The sequence below is a fragment of the Occallatibacter sp. genome, from assembly GCF_049510455.1.
In the GTDB taxonomy this organism is placed as follows: domain Bacteria; phylum Acidobacteriota; class Terriglobia; order Terriglobales; family Acidobacteriaceae; genus Telmatobacter.
This window is the reverse complement of the sequence record NZ_JBEKYX010000059.1, coordinates 21357-38126: the sequence shown is the minus strand read 5'-3', so window position 1 is coordinate 38126 and position 16770 is coordinate 21357. Positions and strand designations below refer to the sequence as shown.

Genomic DNA, 16770 nt, shown 5'->3' with positions numbered 1-16770 from the left:
CGCTGGCCTCTTCGCGTGCAATGCGCCCGTTTCCATCCACTATACCGGCATACGACATGCGACGCATCCTCACCACGGATTCCGTAGTGTCCCAACTTGAATTGCTTTGTAACAGGGCACGACTTTAGTCGTGCCGGAAATGGCGGAAAAATCGGTCGGGCTTTAGCCCCTGCGGGAAGCTTCTTTTCAGACAAATTCCACTTTCATGTAATTTACGCGCGCTCCGCCAGCACTTTCGTCCGCTCAAACACCTCCAGAAACATCGTCCGCGTCAGCTTTCCGGTATTTGTATTCTGCAGCGAAGGATGATAGCTCGCAATCACGCGCAGCCCATTCGGCAGCGTCGCCTCCGCTCCATGCCCAAAAACATATCCACTGCGCGAACTCACGATTCCCGTCCTCTGTGCCCATCCCAGCAGCCCATCAAAGGCAATCTTCCCCAGGCAAACCACCACTCGCAGCCGCTTCAGCAGCCGCATCTCCTCATCCAGCCACGGCTGGCAATTCCTCAACTCCTCCGGAGTGGGCTTATTCCCCGGCGGCGCGCATCGCCCCACGGAGCTGATCCACAGATCCGTCAACTTCATCCCATCCTCGCGGCTCACGGCCTCCGGTTGCGAGGCAAACCCCGCCTCATACAGCACCGGATACAGAAAATTTCCTGACCCATCCCCGGTAAACGGCCTTCCGGTACGGTTCGATCCATGCGCTCCCGGCGCAAGTCCCAGCGCCAGCACCCGCGCACGCGCATCGCCAAACCCCGGCACCGGCCTGCCCCAATACTCCCAATCCATGTAAGCGCGCCGCTTCGTCGCCGCCACATCCAGGCAATGCTCCCGCAGCCGCGCACACTTGGTGCACGCAACAATCCGTTCATTCAACTCTGCCAGCGACGAAAGGGAAGTCCTGGAACTCATCCCTCAATTCTAGGCGCGTTTCATCCGCGTTCGCACCTTCATAAAAAGGTGTGCTCTACCCCACAGAATGCGCATCCTGCTCCGGATCAGCGCAGCGCGGCATAAATTTTCGCAATCATCTTCCGCGTGCCCCATCCACGGCGCGTTTTGTTTTTTGCGCCTTGGGTGGGAGGAGAAATTCCTCAGCTTGCCCTTCGTACCTCTAGCCCGATAAAGTTTCCCCATACAGGTTTTCTGTGCGCAGGGTTCATCCCAAAAATCCGCGCCGCACCCACGCATTCTTCTGCTCATATAAAAGGACCGATCGATGTCTTCCACGCCCTCCGCTTCAAGCCAGGCCCTCGACTCCACCCTCCGCGAAAATCGCCTTTTCCCGCCGCCGCCGGAGTTCAGCGCCCACGCCCACATCCAGTCCATCGAGCAGTACGAAGAGCTCTACAAGCAGTCCATCGAAGATCCCGAAACCTTCTGGGCCAACGCAGCCAGCGATCTCCACTGGTTCAAAAAATGGGACAAAGTCCTCGACTGGAATCTTCCCTGGGCCAAATGGTTCGTCGGCGGCCAGATTAACCTGAGCTACAACTGCGTTGACCGCCACGCTCTTTCTGATCGCGCCGGCAAGACCGCCATCCTCTGGGAAGGCGAGCCCGGCGAAGTCCGCCGCCTCACCTACGCCGAGCTGCACGCAGAAGTTCAGAAATTCGCCAACGCCCTCAAGTCCCTCGGCATCAAGAAAGGCGACCGTGTAGCCGTATACATGGGCATGACGCCGGAGCTTGCCATCGCTCTGCTCGCCTGCGCCCGCATCGGCGCTGTTCACTCCGTCATCTTCGGAGGCTTCGCCGCGCAGGCCATCGCAGACCGCGTCAATGACTCCTCCTGCGTCGCCATACTCACTCAGGACACCTCCTACCGCCGCGGCACAGAGATCAAGCTCAAAGCCACCGTCGACGAAGCCCTCAAGCTCTGCCCTACCGTCCAGAACGTTGTCGTCTACAAGCGCTCCGGCTCGCCCATCAACATGGCCAGCGGACGCGACTGGTGGTGGCACGATCTCATCGCCAACGCGCCAACAGATTGCCCCGCCGAGCCGCTCGACTCCGAAGACCCGCTCTACATCCTCTACACCTCCGGCACCACCGGCAAGCCCAAGGGCCTCGTCCACACCACCGGCGGCTACGCCGTCGGCACCTATCTCACCACCAAGTACGTCTTCGACATCCAGGACCACGATGTCTACTGGTGTACCGCCGACATCGGCTGGGTTACCGGCCACTCCTACGTCGTCTATGGCCCGCTCCAGAACGGCGCAACCGTCCTCATGTATGAGGGCGCGCCCAACCACCCCGACTTCTCCCGCTTCTGGAAGATCATCGACGACCACAAGGTCACCATCTTCTACACCGCGCCCACAGCCATCCGCGCCTTCATGAAGTGGGGCAATGAGCACGTAGAAAAGCACGACCTCAGCTCACTCCGCCTCCTCGGCACCGTCGGCGAGCCCATCAATCCTGAAGCCTGGATGTGGTATCGCGAGAAGATCGGCCACAACCGCTGCCCCATCGTCGATACCTGGTGGCAAACCGAAACCGGCGCCATCATGATCTCGCCCATCCCCGGCGCCGTCGCCACCAAGCCCGGCTCCGCCACACGCCCCTTCTTTGGCATTCAGCCGGAAGTGGTCACCAAGCCCGATGCGGAGGGTAAATTCGAAAAAGTCCCCGCCGGCTCCGGTGGCGGCCTGCTCGTCATTCGCAAGCCCTGGCCCTCCATGGCCCGCACCATCTTCGGCGATTCCGAACGCTATGAGAAGACCTATTGGTCTGACGTTCCCGGCTGTTACTTCACCGGCGACGGCGCGCGCCAGGACGCAGACGGCTACTTCTGGCTCATGGGCCGCGTCGATGACGTCATCAACGTCTCCGGCCATCGCCTCGGCACCATGGAAGTCGAATCCGCCCTCGTCGCCCATCCCAAAGTGGCGGAAGCCGCCGTAGTCGGCCGTCCTGACGATCTCAAAGGTCAGGCCATCTCTGCCTTCGTCTCTCTCGAATCCGGAAACAAGCCCTCGGAAGAATTGAAAGACGAGCTTCGGAAGTGGGTCTCCAAAGAGATCGGCTCACTCGCCCGTCCCGACGACATTCGCTTCACAGAAGCGCTCCCCAAAACTCGCTCCGGCAAAATCATGCGCCGCCTGCTCCGCGAACTAGCCACCAACGGCGAAATCAAAGGCGACACCACCACCCTCGAAGACTTCTCCGTAATCGCCAAACTCCGCGAAACCGAAGAAGGCTGATCCATTCTTCGCCCAACAACAAAAGGCCCACTCCTCGGAGCGGGCCTTTCACCTTCCACGACCAGCAGCTTACCGCGGGTGACCGCCGCCGCTCGGCCGTCCACCCCCGGCGCGTGCGCCGCCTGAAAATCCTGCGCTATGTTCATTGGTTGGTTCGTGTCCGGCCTTGCCCACGTTGCCGTGCCCATCCCGGGCTTCATTGCCCTGGAAGTGCGTAAACGGCTGCGCTCCGCGCGCTGGCAGCGGACCATGATACCCATTGTGTGGATCGTAGCGATTATCTACGTGTCCATAAAAACCATGCGGGCCATGGAACCACGGGCCTGCGCCAATAAAGATTCCGCCCGAAAACCAGTCGGGTCCGTAGTAGCCATAAGGAGCGCAATCATACGGCGTGTAGTCGAAATATCCGTAGGGGCATACAGGAGCAACACCGATGCCGACTGCAACCTGGGCTGCGTGCGCTACGGGAGTTTTAGGCGAGCTACACACCAGAGCAAAGGTGAGAGCGACAAAAGTCAATGATTTCCATCGAGTCAACATCTATATACCCTCCAGGGCCTGCAAAACTTACCATCTAACCTTAAATTAGGTGAGCAAAATCGTCATTAGGTTGGTCGCACCCTCCATTTTTATGTTTTTGCAGAATGAATCGAATGCCACAACCCATCCTTTATCTGAGCCTTGCAGTCCTTTCACGCCATCCCTTTGTTAAACTGTCCACTCCATGCGCCAGCTCCGCTACAGCGTCGCGGCAAGCCTCGATGGCTTCATCGCCGGACCCAACGGCGAACACGATTGGATCGTTGCCGATCCATCCTTTGACTTTGCCGCGCTCTGGAATGAATTCGACACCTTGCTCATGGGCCGCCGCACCTTTGAAGTCGCAATCAAGCGCCTCCCATCCCTCGAAGCCATGGGAAAGAAAATAGTCGTAGTCTCCACCACCCTCAAGCAATGTCCCGGCGCAACCATCCTCAGCGAGAAAATCCCCGAAGCCGTCGCCGCCCTCAAAGCCGAATCCGGCCCCCCACCCGGTAAGGACATCTGGCTCATGGGCGGAGGCGCGCTCTTTCGCACTCTTCTCGACGCCGGCCTGGTCGATACAGTCGAACTCAGCGTCATCCCCATCCTGCTCGGCTCCGGAACTCCGCTGCTCCCCGCAGGCAGCCGCTGTCCATTACGCCTCGAAGAATCCTCCGCACTCCCCAGCGGCACCCTCCGCCTGCGCTACTCAATCGCCCGCTGACACAGCCAACACAGCCCACGTTTTTTCTGCCCATCCGATCTCTCGCTTTGCTACACTGTCCGCTCTCATGCGCCCACATTTGTTTCGCCTGGTTCTTTTCCTCAGCTTTGTCTCAATTCCGGCCCTCGCTGCGCCCGATCAATGGGTAGAAGTCCGCAGCCCTCATTTCAACGTCATCACCAACGCCGGAGAGAAATCAGGCCGTCACGCCCTCGATCAGTTCGAGCGCATGCGCTGGGTTTTTTCCACGCTCTTTCCAAAGTTCGATGTCGATCCGCCGGAACCCATCCTCATCTTCGCCGCCAAAAACGGAAAGACCTTTCAATCCTTCGAGCCCCAGGCCTATCTAGCCAAGGGCCAGCTCAACCTGGCCGGTTATTTCCTCAGCACGCCCGACAAGAATTACATCCTTCTGCGCCTGGACGCCGAGCAGGAAAACCCCTTCGCCACCGTCTACCACGAGTACACCCACCTCCTCTTCCGCTCCGCCGCGGACTGGATTCCACTCTGGTTCAACGAAGGCATCGCCGAGTTCTTTCAAAACACCACCATCCACGACAAGAACGTAGAATTGGGCAAGCCAAGCTCCGACGACATCCTCTATCTGCGCCAGCAAAAGCTCATCCCGCTTCCCGTGCTCTTCAAGATCGATGCCAGCTCGCCCTACTATCACGAAGAGGAAAAAGGCTCCGTCTTTTACGCGGAATCCTGGGCCCTGACACATTATTTCGAGATGACCGATAAGGAAAAGGGAACCCACCGCCTTTACGACTACCTCAATCTCGTAGCCAATCACGCAGATTCGGTCGCAGCTGCTGAGCAAGCCTTCGGAAATCTCAAGCAGCTTCAGTCCCAACTCGAGGGCTACATCAGCGCAGGCGACTACAAAGAGCTCGTCCTCAACTCCGCCGCAGCGCCCATTGACGAGTCCACTTACACCGTTCGCACGCTCACCCAGTTCCAGGCCGATGCCGCCCGCGCGGATGTCCTCGCCGATGTCCAGCGGGAGCAGGAAGCCCGCGCCCTCATCGATTCCATCCTCAAGGCCGATCCCAACAACGTTGAGGCTATGGAAACCATGGGCAACATCGAGCTGCGAGCGAACAATCATGAAGATGCTCGCAAGTGGTACGCGCAGGCCGTCAAGCTCGATTCCCAGAGCTATCTCGCCAACTACTACTTCGCCGCCATGTCGCAGGGCGGTAGCCCTGCAGATGACGCGCTCATCGAATCCAGCCTGCAGGCCGCCATCAAGCTCAATCCCAAATTCGCTCCCGCCTATGACCGCCTCTCCGGCCTCTACGTCCGGGAGCCTGATAAGCGCGATCAAGCCCTCCAGCTCTCCTTGCAGGCCATTCGGCTCGACCCCTCCAACCTGTACTACCGCCTCAACGCCATCAATGTGCTCATGACGCAGGGCCATTTCGACCAGGCTCTCTCCGGTCTCCAGACTGCCGTAAAAGTCGCAAAGACCCCCAGCGAAGTAAATCTTGTCCAGAGCCGCATCTCTCAGGTCACCAAGATTCAGCAGGCTCGCGCCCACGCCGCACAGCCTTCGCAAGGGGAGGTTGTCACAACTGCCGATATTCCAGGCGTCGATGCTGGAGTCCAGCCCGGAGTTCAAACTGTCCGGATCGTGCAGAAAGTCGCAGCCGACACTACGCCGAAGCATCCTGACACGGCCTCAGGTCCAAAACACTCTCTTACCGGCATCATCCAGTCCGTAACGTGTTCCTATCCCGCTGTCATCGAGCTTCAGCTCAAGGCGCGCAATCAGACCGTCACTCTCTACAACAACAACTTTATGAAGATCGATCTCAGCGCAGTCGGCTTCACCCCAACCGGCTCCATGAATCCCTGCAAGGACTTTGAAGGCCGCGCGGCGCTCATCTCATACGCCGAAACGACCGATAAAACCATTGACGGCCAGATCCTCACCATCGAACTCCATAAATAGCCTTCGGCAAGCAGCCATCGATGGCCCGCCGGCAGGCCTGAGCAAAAACAACGGCCCGAATCCATCAGGACTCGGGCCGCTTCTTGATCCAGTTGAATTTCCGGAATCTCTAAAACCTGTAAGCCACGTTGATCCCGGCGCGCGGATTCCAAAGCCGATGCGGCGAGTAGCCCAGCTCCGGCGAGTTATTGATCAACGAAAATGACGACGCAATGTCGTCGCCGTAAGCCTGGAATGAGATACGGGGTCTCCACTGATACTCCACGCCGCCGCCCAGCCCGCCGGCAAAGGAGATATCCGGCGTCTGTCCCGTGCCGCCGGTATGCGCGCCGCCAAGCAGCACGCGGCCAAACAGGTTCCACTTCTCAAGGATCGGCCCATGCACCTCCGGCCCGGCAAGAACCATGCTCACCTTCGGGTTCCCAGGGTTCCCCGACGCGTATGAGCCAGGGTAGTACGATCCATCCGCTACCACGGCAAAGAACCGGCCTAAATCGCGAGCCACCCCAAAATCCGCGCCAATCAATCCGTACCGCGACTGGTTCACCTGGTTAATGCTTGTATAACTCGCGCCTGCGTAGACCTGCCACTTCAGTCCGGCATCGGGATTTTCCGCAGGGGCCGGCTTATCCGGTGCAATCTGGGCCAATGCGGCCAGCGGCATTCCCGCGGCCAACACCAAAAACAACCACTTGCTCTTCAAAGGGCAATTCTCCTCAATCGGCACACGCTCGCCGCTCCCGCTGGAGCCGCTGCCTTTGGCGTGGTCCGGTACCTCTATAGACTATCCCGTTACCCCTGCTTCCACGAAGCCGGAAGCAGCCAAGTCCTAGGACGCCGCGCGCGGCAAAACGAAAGCCGCAACACGCGCCACGCACCCACACTCAGTGCGAATGCGTATCCAGGTACCACGGAATGTTGATCACGAAGGTTCGCGGATTTCCCTTCACCAGCAGAAGAACCTTCAGCAGGCTCGCGCGGTGGTTGTGCATCAAACCCTCCCACCAGTGCTTCACCATCATCTCCGGAACCAGCACGCAGATCTTCTGGTGATCCGTCTCGCCTTCCACCTCGTGAATATAGTCCAGAATCGGCTGCAGAATCGTCCGATACGGCGACTTGATCACCTTCAGTTGCGGCACCGGCCGGCCTGCGGCCTTCAGCGGAGCCGTTACATACTCATCCCACGTCGTGCAGATCGTATCCGGCTCGTCCCCCACCTGCACATGAACGCAGCGAATATCGCTCGACAACGACATCGCGAATGACAGCGCCTTCTCCGTAATCCGGTTCCAGCCGTCTACCGGCAAAATCATGATGGGGTGTCCGGTCTCCGCTCGTGCAAATGGCCGGTTCAGCACGGATTCCTTATCCACTTCCGCATAGTGCCGCTTCACTGACTTCATCAGCAGAATCAGCACCGCCACCAGTATCACCGTGATCCACGCGCCGTTCAGAAACTTCGCCACCAGCACCACCAGCGTAGTAATGCCCGTCGCAAACGCACCCAGACCATTCAGAAAGATCTTCAGCCCGACGCCGCGCGTCTTCGTCCTGTCCTGCTTCCACCAGTGCACCACCATCCCCGCCTGCGAAAGCGTAAACGCCATAAACGCGCCAATCGCATACAGCGGAATCAGCCAGTCCGTCACACCGCGAGAAACAATCAGCAGCAGCGCCGTCAGCGCTACTAGGATATAAATCCCCCACGAGTACAGCAGCCGCCGTCCGCGCAGCAGAAACACATGCGGCATGTAGTCATTAAACGCAATCGCTCGCGTCAGCCGCGGAAAATCCGCAAACGCCGTATTCGCCGAAAGCGCCAGCACCAGCAGCACGCTCGCAATCGTGACGTAATAGAACCATCCATGCCCCATCACCGCGCGCGTCAGCATGGAAAGCACGCTCTCGTAGCCCTTGCCCTCCGGATTAGTCGCCGCAATCCCATACGACCGGCACAGCAGCGCAATCCCCGCCAGAAGAATCGCCAGCAGCACAATAATGATCGTCAGCGTAGTCTTCGCGTTCTTCCGCGTCGGCTCGCGGAACGCCATCACGCCATTGCTCACAGCCTCCACGCCCGTCATCGCCGTGCAGCCGGATGAAAACACCTTCAGCAGCAGCCACAGTCCTATCGTCGCCGTTGCCGGCGGTATCGCAGGCATCTGCGAAATCGGCTGCGGATGCCCGCCCGAAGCCAGCACATGCCACCCGCCCACCCCAATCACAATCAGCAGCGTTGCCGTAAACAGGTATGTGGGAATCATGAACACCACGCCCGTGTCATGCACGCCGCGCATGTTCACAATCGTCAGAATCAGCAGCACTGCCAGGCACATCTCCAGCGTGTACGGCTGCAAACTCGGCATCGCGGAAATCAGCGCGCCAATGCCCGCTGAAATACCCACCGCGGCGGTCAAAATGTAATCGATCATCAGCGCCGCAGCCGCCAGCAGCCCCGCATTCGGACCCAGATTCTCTGAGGCTACGGTGTACGAGCCGCCGCCATGCGGATACGCCTCAATCGTCTGCCGATAGCTGAAGAACACAATCGTCAGCAGCACAATAATCGCCGTGCTGATCGGCACAATGTACTGCACGCCCATCAACCCCAGCGGCAGCAGCAGCGTCAGCGCCGCCTCAGGCCCGTACGCCGCGGAACTCAACGCATCCAGGCCAAAAATCGGGATGCCCGCAATCGGGCCAATATGTTCAGCGCGCTCCTCGCTCGTTGCCAGCGGGCGGCCAAACAGCAAATTCAGTGCATTGCCGGTAATGGACATAAAGCTTTCATCACATCCACGGCGTCTGAATTTTAGCTCGATACAGCCTGAACGCCGTCCCCGAATTCTCTCACGCGCCTCCACACGGAGATGTGAATCAGTTTGTGCCCGGCAACGGGACCTTCAGGAGCGTATTCGAATCCGGCATCGTGAGATAGACAACATTCAGATTCGGATCAATCGCAATTGCCGTGATAGGGGACGGCGTTTGCTCCGACACAAGAACAACGTTGCCCGTTATGTCCGTAATGCTGAATCCGGTTGGAGTCGCGGTAACCACAGCCCAACCGTCTTGAACTACAAGTGGCGGCGCGCCCGGCTGATTTGTATTCAAAATGCTCTGGCTTGCAAGAGTATTCGTAAAAGACCGAACCTGCGCTTCCGTGTGTGTATTCAGGTGCGTGCCCACGCTGGAAACTTGGTTGGAAGCAACCGTGGCGTAAGTTCCGCCGGCCGTAACACTGGAGGGAGCTATCTGGTCAACGTAAACGTTGTTGCTGCTGTCCACTGTAGTGGCCACAATCTGGCCTACCGAATCGCTGTAGCCAAGCCCGACAATAGTTTTGCCGCTGATCGCCTCAGTCGCGGTTGCCGTCATAGTGGATGTGTTGACTTCGGTAAGAAATCCTACTCCTCCCACCCACAGCGTCCCTCCAGAAGTCAGCGCTACCGACGTTGGATGTCCGCCCACGGTGACGGTTCCTGCGGCAGTGTTGGTGCTGAGGTTGACGCGGGAGATTGTGCTGTCCGTGTAATTGGCGACATACGCATATCCTCCAGTGCTGTCGACCGTCAGGGCAACGGGCTGGTTTCCCACTGTCACAGTGGCAACGGGCGCGTAAGTAACTGTATTGAGAATCGTGACCGTGTTGGACCCGGAATTGGCTACGATGGCGCGCAGCGATCCTGAGAGAATCGTTGTAACGTAGCCACTGCCGTTACTCGTCGTGTTGGTCACAGGGCTGACAGCGTAGGTGCCAACAGCAGTAGGGTTAGCGCCCACATTCACGAGCGTGCTGCCGATCATAACCTGATTGGCCGAATACAAAGAAACAACCGGGATAGTGTTGGGATTGGAAGAACTCGTCGTGCATTGCGTAGTCTGGTGAGGTGGATTTCCCACTTCAACATAGACACAATTGATCGTCTCAGTAGTCTGCGCGCCAACAGCCACGCCAAAAGGACTACCGGAAATCGTCTGGCTGCTGGCAATAGACAGCAGGTTATCGCCAGCGGGTGCAAACCCGGTACTTGTTGCATTCCTGTTGACGATAGCTAATGAATAGCCGCTTTCGGTAAGAGATGAAGGAAATGGAAAGGTCGCTTGTGTACCGTCATTACTGACGATGGTTGCGGTTTGAGTAGCTACAACATTTCCGGTTTTGTCATATACGTATAGGAGTGGCATCCCGTACTGCGTAATCAGCGGTGCCCGGGAATTTAGTGTAAGAGTGCTCGGAAGATTTCCTAAAATCGCGAACCGAGTAGAGGCTGGCATGATGTAAGGGGGAGCAATGTAACAATTTAGTTCTAATCCATTGTTCGTGCTGTAAAAATTCGGTATTGGCTGCTGATTCGGCGCATTTAACTGACTCGTCTCAATTTCCATTTCATACCCTGTGCCTGAATAATAATCGGTGCTGTAGTATCCCAGCTCTATTAGGATTGGGCCGGTTTGGGGATTGGAGTTGGAACCACAATCCCATGGCACGAGCCAGGTTATATTCCAAAATGCGGGCGCCTCTCCATTATTTATGATAAGTGGCCCGTTCTCAGGAGATATATAAGGCTGAAGCCCATCATTCCCAAAGGCGTCTACCGAACCGAGAGTTTCATCGACTATCGGATTCGTGTTTAGATTGTAATAATCGTTAATTTTGTTTCCCCACACTGGAACGTATGGGGTGACTGTCAAGTTTGTGCCAGGAAGGCACGCAGGGTGATTGACGGTTGACGAGCTTGCGGCATAGCAATTCTTGGCTAAAAGTGCGATGCCTTGCGTTGGATTTCCGCCTAACAGTCCGCAGCCTGAAAGTCCGAAAGCCACTGCGAGAAATAAAATTCCCTTCAACGTAAATTTCGACAGCATACCCCTCCTCTCAAAAGCTCAATGTGTTCATTGCGTGGTCGAACAGCGCCTTATTCGTGCCAAAATTGTGATGGGACGAATACCTGGCAAGCAGATCCTGCGTACTTGAATACATAGGTGCAATGCGAGAGACACCGACACCGCCCCCGCCTTGCTGACCGTTCCACTTCATCAACGCAACAGCGCTGTCTAGATTTCCTTTGAGAAGTACACCGTTATCCGAGATTAGGAGGGAAAGGAGAAATACAGCTTCGCCCGGATTGCAATTCGTCCCATTGCGGTCCGCTGAAAATAATGCGGGAAAGGCCTTGATCGACGCGGCGTGTGCTCTGAACTGGTGAATGGCCGCTTCGTCAATCTTCGCTGAGGGCGGAGCCTCGATCTCCTGCGCCAGTTCATTGAAGGCTTTGGCAACGACTGCCTCGGTAACGAGCTTTCCTGTGCCGTCACGCGTTCCTTGTTCCGCTTTGGCGAGACGGTCTGCAAGCTGGCTCGTAAGTTTATGAAGAGAGTTGTCGCCTCCCGGATTAGGCACGATCAATCCAATTAAATCCTCACTGTATTTGTGAATCCCCGCGTGATCGGATACAGCCGCTTCCTGGTTGAACAGACAGAATAAGTTCTGTGCACAATGTTCTGGCTGTGCGGCAAGCATTGAAGAAAGGCAGACTGCTAGTGCCGCAACAAAGACCAATCCGGAGAGCATTTTAATTGCACGCATCAGTAGCCTCAAGAGAACGCGCAAGCAATAGTGGCATTAACGGAGCGCCTTCATTAATGCACCAAAACAGCAGCTCGTCAAGACCTTTTTGGAATTTAATTCAATTATTTTTGTTTCTAATTCGTCCCCGGTAACTTACAACAATCCCCACCCTCCGGCACATCATTCGCCCCCGCATCCAGCACCACCTTCCAGCTTCCATCGCTCCCCTTGCGCCAGATCGTCATATACCGCCCCGCCGTCAGCACCGGATTCCCATTTGCATCCTTGCTCTTGCCCTCGTAATGCCCCCACGTATATCCCATATCGCCGCTCGGCCCCATCTCAGCCTCCGTCGGCGTCCACGTAAGCTGGTAAACCTTCGGGTCCCACTTCCTTCGGGTCCCACTTCGCTGACCTGGCAATCGCCACCTTCCCAATCAGCGGAGCCGCCCCATTGCTCATTGAAACCCCATCCTCGGCAAACCAAGCCGTAAATCCCTCGCCGCCGCGCTCCGACAGCCACGCCAAACGGACTGCCTGTAACGGTCTGACTGCTCGCAATTGATAAATAGTTAGTGCTTGCTGGTTGGATGCTTCCGCTCCCAGCCTGATTTACAACAGCTAGCCCATAGGCGCCTTGGCCGAGACTGGTAGGAAACGGAAATGTGGCGGAACTACCACCACTTGTGATACTCGAGGCCGTCTCCTGTGCTGCAATATTTCCGTTTTGGTCGTATACGTAGAGGAGCGGTTCGCCATCAGTCGTAACATAAGGCGTAAGCGAATTTAGTGAGATCGATGCTGGAAGGTTACCTACTATTGCGAAGCGGGATGAAGCTGGAGCCACATTCTGATAAGTAGTACAAGTGATTTCAGTTGTGGATAAATTAGGAATATTTTCGTCTGCATTCAAATACTCATAAAGAGTATCACCGGGCACAAGCCAGTTTGGTTCTTGGGCATATAAGTTGCTAGTTCCGCAATAAACGGGCCAAATTGAAAATACATTCCATACTGCCGGAGCTCTGCCATTGCTAACATAAAAACTAGCGTTGGCGCCTTGCGTGTATTCGCTAAAAGTCTGAACAGTTCCGGCCGCACCTGTGTCGTCATACTGATAAAAGCCGTTCACCTGTATGCCAGGGTATGGAACAGTAGGAGAGTAGACACAAGTGGGAGATTCTTGTGTGCAGTTGAACGCATAGTTCGAGCCGGTCTCAAATGAAAATCCCTGGCTTGAGTTAACGGCTTGTTTACACGCAGTTATCTCAATGGATGCAAAAAGGATTAGCGCCAAGAGGATAAGTGACTTTGCGCTCATGATGCCCTCCCTTAGAAATTAAGCTCATTTGCAACAGTATTGAATAGTCCGCTTAATTCGCTTTTTGAATGGCTCTTGGAGTAGGTTGAGAGAAGGTTGCGAACATTAGGATCTGATTTTTGGTGTTGAATTAATGTGATATGTGGGTTACTCACAGGGGTTTGTCCGGTGGGAATTGCATTGTTAAAGGCAGCGTTGTTGAATATCAAAAGATACAATAGAAATACTGCTTCAGCTGGATTGCTATTATGTCCATTGCTCTTGACGGAAATCAACCGGGTTGCATTTCCGCCTTGTAAAATTGCATTTCGATATCTATGCACTGTTTCAGGATTGGTACGTAGACTACCTGGGGCTCCCACTCGTTTCATAATGTCATTAAAAGAGTTTGCAATTTGCTCTTCGGAAACCAACGCCCGTTCTCCGTGTCGCGCCATTACCTCTGCTTCATTAAGACGGTCGGCAAATAACCTTACATAAGCTCTGTCTGTATAGTCTGCGACAAACAGCAGAGCTACTTGTTTACTGTACGTACGGATTCCCTCCAGATCATTTGCCTCAGCCGCTTTGTTAAGGGTATCTACAACGTTGTTTGAAGTCGACATGCGGGAAGACTGTGTGAATGCCAGCCGACTGAGCAATAGCCCAAATAGAGAGCTCAAAGCGATAGCCTTTAGTTTTGACATAGTTTCACCCCGCGTCGGAATAATGCATTCGAAGTTTCAAGGTGTCAAGTTATTTTTTGCTAATTAGGCAACTTACAGCAATCCCCACCCTCCGGCACATCATTCGCCCCGGCATCCAGCACCACCTTCCAGCTCCCATCGCTCCCCTTGCGCCAGATCGTCATATACCGCCCCGCCGTCAGCACCGGATTCCCATTCGAATCCTTGCTCTTGCCTTCATAGTGCCCCCACGTATAGCCCATATCCCCAGAAGGCCCCATCACCGCATCCGTAGGCGTCCACGCAAGCTGGTAAGTCTTCGGGTCCCACTTCGCCGACTTAGCAATCGCCACCTTCCCAATCAGCGGAGCCGCCCCATTGCTCATCGACACCCCATCCTCGGCAAACCACGTCGCAAACGCCTCTCCCCCGCGCTCTGCCACATCTTTGGCAAACTTCGCCTCCAGATCCAGCAGCACAGCCTTACCCGGCCGCATCGTCGGGTCCAGCGGATTCATCGCACTCGCCGGCTCATGCGGCGTCAGCAACTGCCCCCACGCCGCCGTAGTCACTCCAGCCGCCAAAACCACCGCAACCAATAATTTCGTTCTGATATTCATGTATCTCTCCGCCCTCATCCTAAATCCAATGTTCTGGCAAAAGCGTCTAATCGCAGCGGAGATTTTGTGTTAGGCAAAACCTTTGTCGTCTCGAAAAAGTTATAAAAACTTCATAAGGCTTTAGCCCCTAACGGACGTTTTTCAAAATCTCCGCATTGATATACTGAAAGATAGACCTCGGCTCGGCAAAAAAGGGCAGGGAAGCATCCTCCCCTGCAACCTATGCGACTCCCCGGTGTTAAGGAATTTCATGGAAGCACTGCTTGACTCAATCCACTCGCCAGACGATCTCAAACTCCTGAGCTTCGCGCAGATGGAGACCCTGGCAGAGGAAATTCGCGCCTTTCTCATCCAATCCCTGGCCAAAACCGGCGGTCATCTCGGGCCCAACCTCGGCGTCGTCGAGCTCACCCTCGCCATGCACTACGTCTTCTCCACGCCGCAGGACAAGTTCGTCTTTGACGTCAGCCACCAGGCCTACACCCACAAGCTCCTCACCGGCCGCCGCGACCGCTTCGACACACTCCGCCAGCCGCACGGCCTCAACGGCTTCATGCTCCGCACCGAAAGCGAGCACGACTCCTACGGCGCAGGCCACGCCGGGACAGCTCTCTCCGCCGCGCTCGGCATGGCCGCCGCCCGCGATCTTGCCGGAGGCGAGGAGTACGTCGTCGCCGTCGCCGGAGACGCCGCCTTCACCAACGGCATCTCCTTTGAAGCTCTCAACAACGTCGCCGAGCAGACCAAGCGCCTCATCATCGTCCTCAATGACAACGAGTGGTCCATCGACCGCAACGTCGGCGCCATCGCCCGCTACTTCCACAAGATCGTCACCAATCCGCACTACGAGAACCTGCACAACTCCGCCCAGCGCATCGTTAAAAAGATCGGCGGCAAAACCGCCGTCAAAGTCCTGCGCCGCGCAGAAGAAGCCGCCAAAAGCATGCTCTGGCCCTCAGTTCTCTTTGAGGAGTTCAATCTCTCGTATTACGGCCCCATCGACGGCCACAATCTCCCGCAGCTCGTCGAAACCTTCAAGTTCCTCAAGAACGCGCAAGGCCCCGTCCTGCTCCACGTCCTCACGCAAAAAGGCCGTGGCTTTCAGCCCGCCATGGACCTCACCAAGAAGTTCCACGGCCTCGGACCCTACGATCCCGAAACCGGCACCACCAAACCCGGCGAGCTCACCTGGTCGGAAGCCTTCGCCAACACACTCGTTGAGCTAGCCAATCAGGACCCCCGCGTCGTCGCCATCACCGCCGCCATGCCCAACGGCACCGGCCTCGATCACTTCCGCCCGCACCACCCCAGCCGCTACTTCGACGTCGGCATCGCGGAAGAGCACGCCGTCATCTTCGCCGCCGGCATGGCCACGCGCGGCTTCCGTCCCGTCTGCGCCATCTATTCCACATTCCTCCAGCGCGCCTTCGACCCCATCGTCCACGACGTCGCCCTGCAGGAGCTGCCTGTCCTCTTCTGCATGGACCGCGCCGGCCTCTCCGGCGACGACGGCCCCACGCACCACGGCCTCTTCGACATCGCCTACCTGCGCAGCATTCCCAACATGACCATCATGGCTCCGAGCAATGAAGACGAGCTGGCCGACATGATGAAGACCTCGCTCACTCTCTCCGGTCCATCCGCCATCCGCTATCCCCGCGGAGCCGTCCCAGGTGTCGAACGTAAACCCACGCCGCAACCGCTCCCCGTCGGCAAAGCCCAGATCCTCTCCGAAGGCTCAGACGTCGCCATCCTCGGCCTCGGCAACATGATGCCCCTCGCAGAAGACCTCGCCGCGCGCTTAAGCCGCGAAGGCTTCTCCGCCGCGCTCATCAATCCCCGCTTCGTCAAGCCGCTTGACCGCGAGATGCTCGCAAAATTCGCAAACCGCGTAGCCGCCTTCGTCACATTTGAGGATCACGCCAAAACCGGCGGCTTCGGCTCCGCTGTCATGGAAGCCCTCGAAGAGATGGACAGCCACGTCCCCGTAGTTCGCATCGGCTGGCCAGACCGGTTCATCGAGCACGGCAAAGTAGACGCCCTCCGCCAGAAGCACGGCGTCAGCGTAGAAGAAGCCTGGTCCCAGCTCGTCCCGCTCCTCGCTCCCCGCAAACGCCGCACCCTCGTCGCTTCCTGAACGGAGGGAGCCGGGGCTTCAGGCCACGGAATA

14 protein-coding genes are annotated in these 16770 nt (G+C 56.8%); 4 read left to right on the top strand and 10 right to left on the bottom strand.

Features of this window, described 5'->3' with window-relative positions:
* Positions 1-212: 212 nt before the first annotated feature.
* Positions 213-917, bottom strand: a complete 705-nt coding sequence (locus ABSG47_RS12440) for a uracil-DNA glycosylase (protein WP_424170012.1) — start codon at positions 915-917, stop codon at positions 213-215.
* Positions 918-1224: 307 nt separating this feature from the next.
* On the opposite strand from ABSG47_RS12440, the gene acs reads away from it, so the two are divergent.
* The gene (gene acs, locus ABSG47_RS12435) at positions 1225-3213 is read left to right on the top strand and encodes an acetate--CoA ligase (RefSeq protein WP_424170011.1); all 1989 of its coding nucleotides are present in this window, start codon (positions 1225-1227) and stop codon (positions 3211-3213) included.
* Between the two features lie 69 nt (positions 3214-3282).
* Here the strand turns inward: acs and ABSG47_RS12430 are convergent, their stop codons facing one another.
* Positions 3283-3756, bottom strand: a complete 474-nt coding sequence (locus tag ABSG47_RS12430) for a hypothetical protein (protein ID WP_424170010.1) — start codon at positions 3754-3756, stop codon at positions 3283-3285.
* 184 nt (positions 3757-3940) lie between these two features.
* On the opposite strand from ABSG47_RS12430, the gene ABSG47_RS12425 reads away from it, so the two are divergent.
* Together ABSG47_RS12425 and ABSG47_RS12420 are read left to right on the top strand one after the other, a co-directional pair.
* A complete protein-coding gene (locus tag ABSG47_RS12425) occupies positions 3941-4462 on the top strand; it encodes a dihydrofolate reductase family protein (protein ID WP_424170009.1) in 522 nt (173 codons plus the stop codon).
* Between the two features lie 67 nt (positions 4463-4529).
* Positions 4530-6419: a DUF1570 domain-containing protein gene (locus ABSG47_RS12420; RefSeq protein WP_424170008.1), complete on the top strand. Its 1890-nt coding sequence runs from the start codon at positions 4530-4532 to the stop codon at positions 6417-6419.
* Between the two features lie 109 nt (positions 6420-6528).
* Here the strand turns inward: ABSG47_RS12420 and ABSG47_RS12415 are convergent, their stop codons facing one another.
* The 8 genes from ABSG47_RS12415 to ABSG47_RS12380 form a co-directional block, all read right to left on the bottom strand.
* A complete protein-coding gene (locus ABSG47_RS12415) occupies positions 6529-7122 on the bottom strand; it encodes a hypothetical protein (RefSeq protein ID WP_424170007.1) in 594 nt (197 codons plus the stop codon).
* A gap of 181 nt (positions 7123-7303) precedes the next feature.
* Positions 7304-9202, bottom strand: a complete 1899-nt coding sequence (locus ABSG47_RS12410; RefSeq protein WP_424170006.1) for an APC family permease — start codon at positions 9200-9202, stop codon at positions 7304-7306.
* Between the two features lie 97 nt (positions 9203-9299).
* Positions 9300-10610, bottom strand: a complete 1311-nt coding sequence (locus tag ABSG47_RS12405; protein ID WP_424170005.1) for a YncE family protein — start codon at positions 10608-10610, stop codon at positions 9300-9302.
* A gap of 691 nt (positions 10611-11301) precedes the next feature.
* Positions 11302-12012 (bottom strand): hypothetical protein, encoded by a 711-nt coding sequence (locus ABSG47_RS12400; protein WP_424170004.1) that lies wholly within the window; start codon positions 12010-12012, stop codon positions 11302-11304.
* Between the two features lie 116 nt (positions 12013-12128).
* Positions 12129-12335, bottom strand: a complete 207-nt coding sequence (locus ABSG47_RS12395) for a YybH family protein (protein ID WP_424170003.1) — start codon at positions 12333-12335, stop codon at positions 12129-12131.
* A gap of 1 nt (position 12336) precedes the next feature.
* The gene (locus ABSG47_RS12390) at positions 12337-12522 is read right to left on the bottom strand and encodes a hypothetical protein (RefSeq protein ID WP_424170002.1); all 186 of its coding nucleotides are present in this window, start codon (positions 12520-12522) and stop codon (positions 12337-12339) included.
* 804 nt (positions 12523-13326) lie between these two features.
* The gene (locus ABSG47_RS12385) at positions 13327-14001 is read right to left on the bottom strand and encodes a hypothetical protein (protein WP_424170001.1); all 675 of its coding nucleotides are present in this window, start codon (positions 13999-14001) and stop codon (positions 13327-13329) included.
* A 59-nt stretch (positions 14002-14060) separates the two neighbouring features.
* On the bottom strand, positions 14061-14600 hold the full coding sequence (locus ABSG47_RS12380) for a YybH family protein (RefSeq protein WP_424170000.1): 540 nt from the start codon (positions 14598-14600) through the stop codon (positions 14061-14063).
* Between the two features lie 250 nt (positions 14601-14850).
* On the opposite strand from ABSG47_RS12380, the gene dxs reads away from it, so the two are divergent.
* Positions 14851-16737 (top strand): 1-deoxy-D-xylulose-5-phosphate synthase, encoded by a 1887-nt coding sequence (dxs, locus tag ABSG47_RS12375; RefSeq protein ID WP_424169999.1) that lies wholly within the window; start codon positions 14851-14853, stop codon positions 16735-16737.
* Positions 16738-16770: the final 33 nt, after the last annotated feature.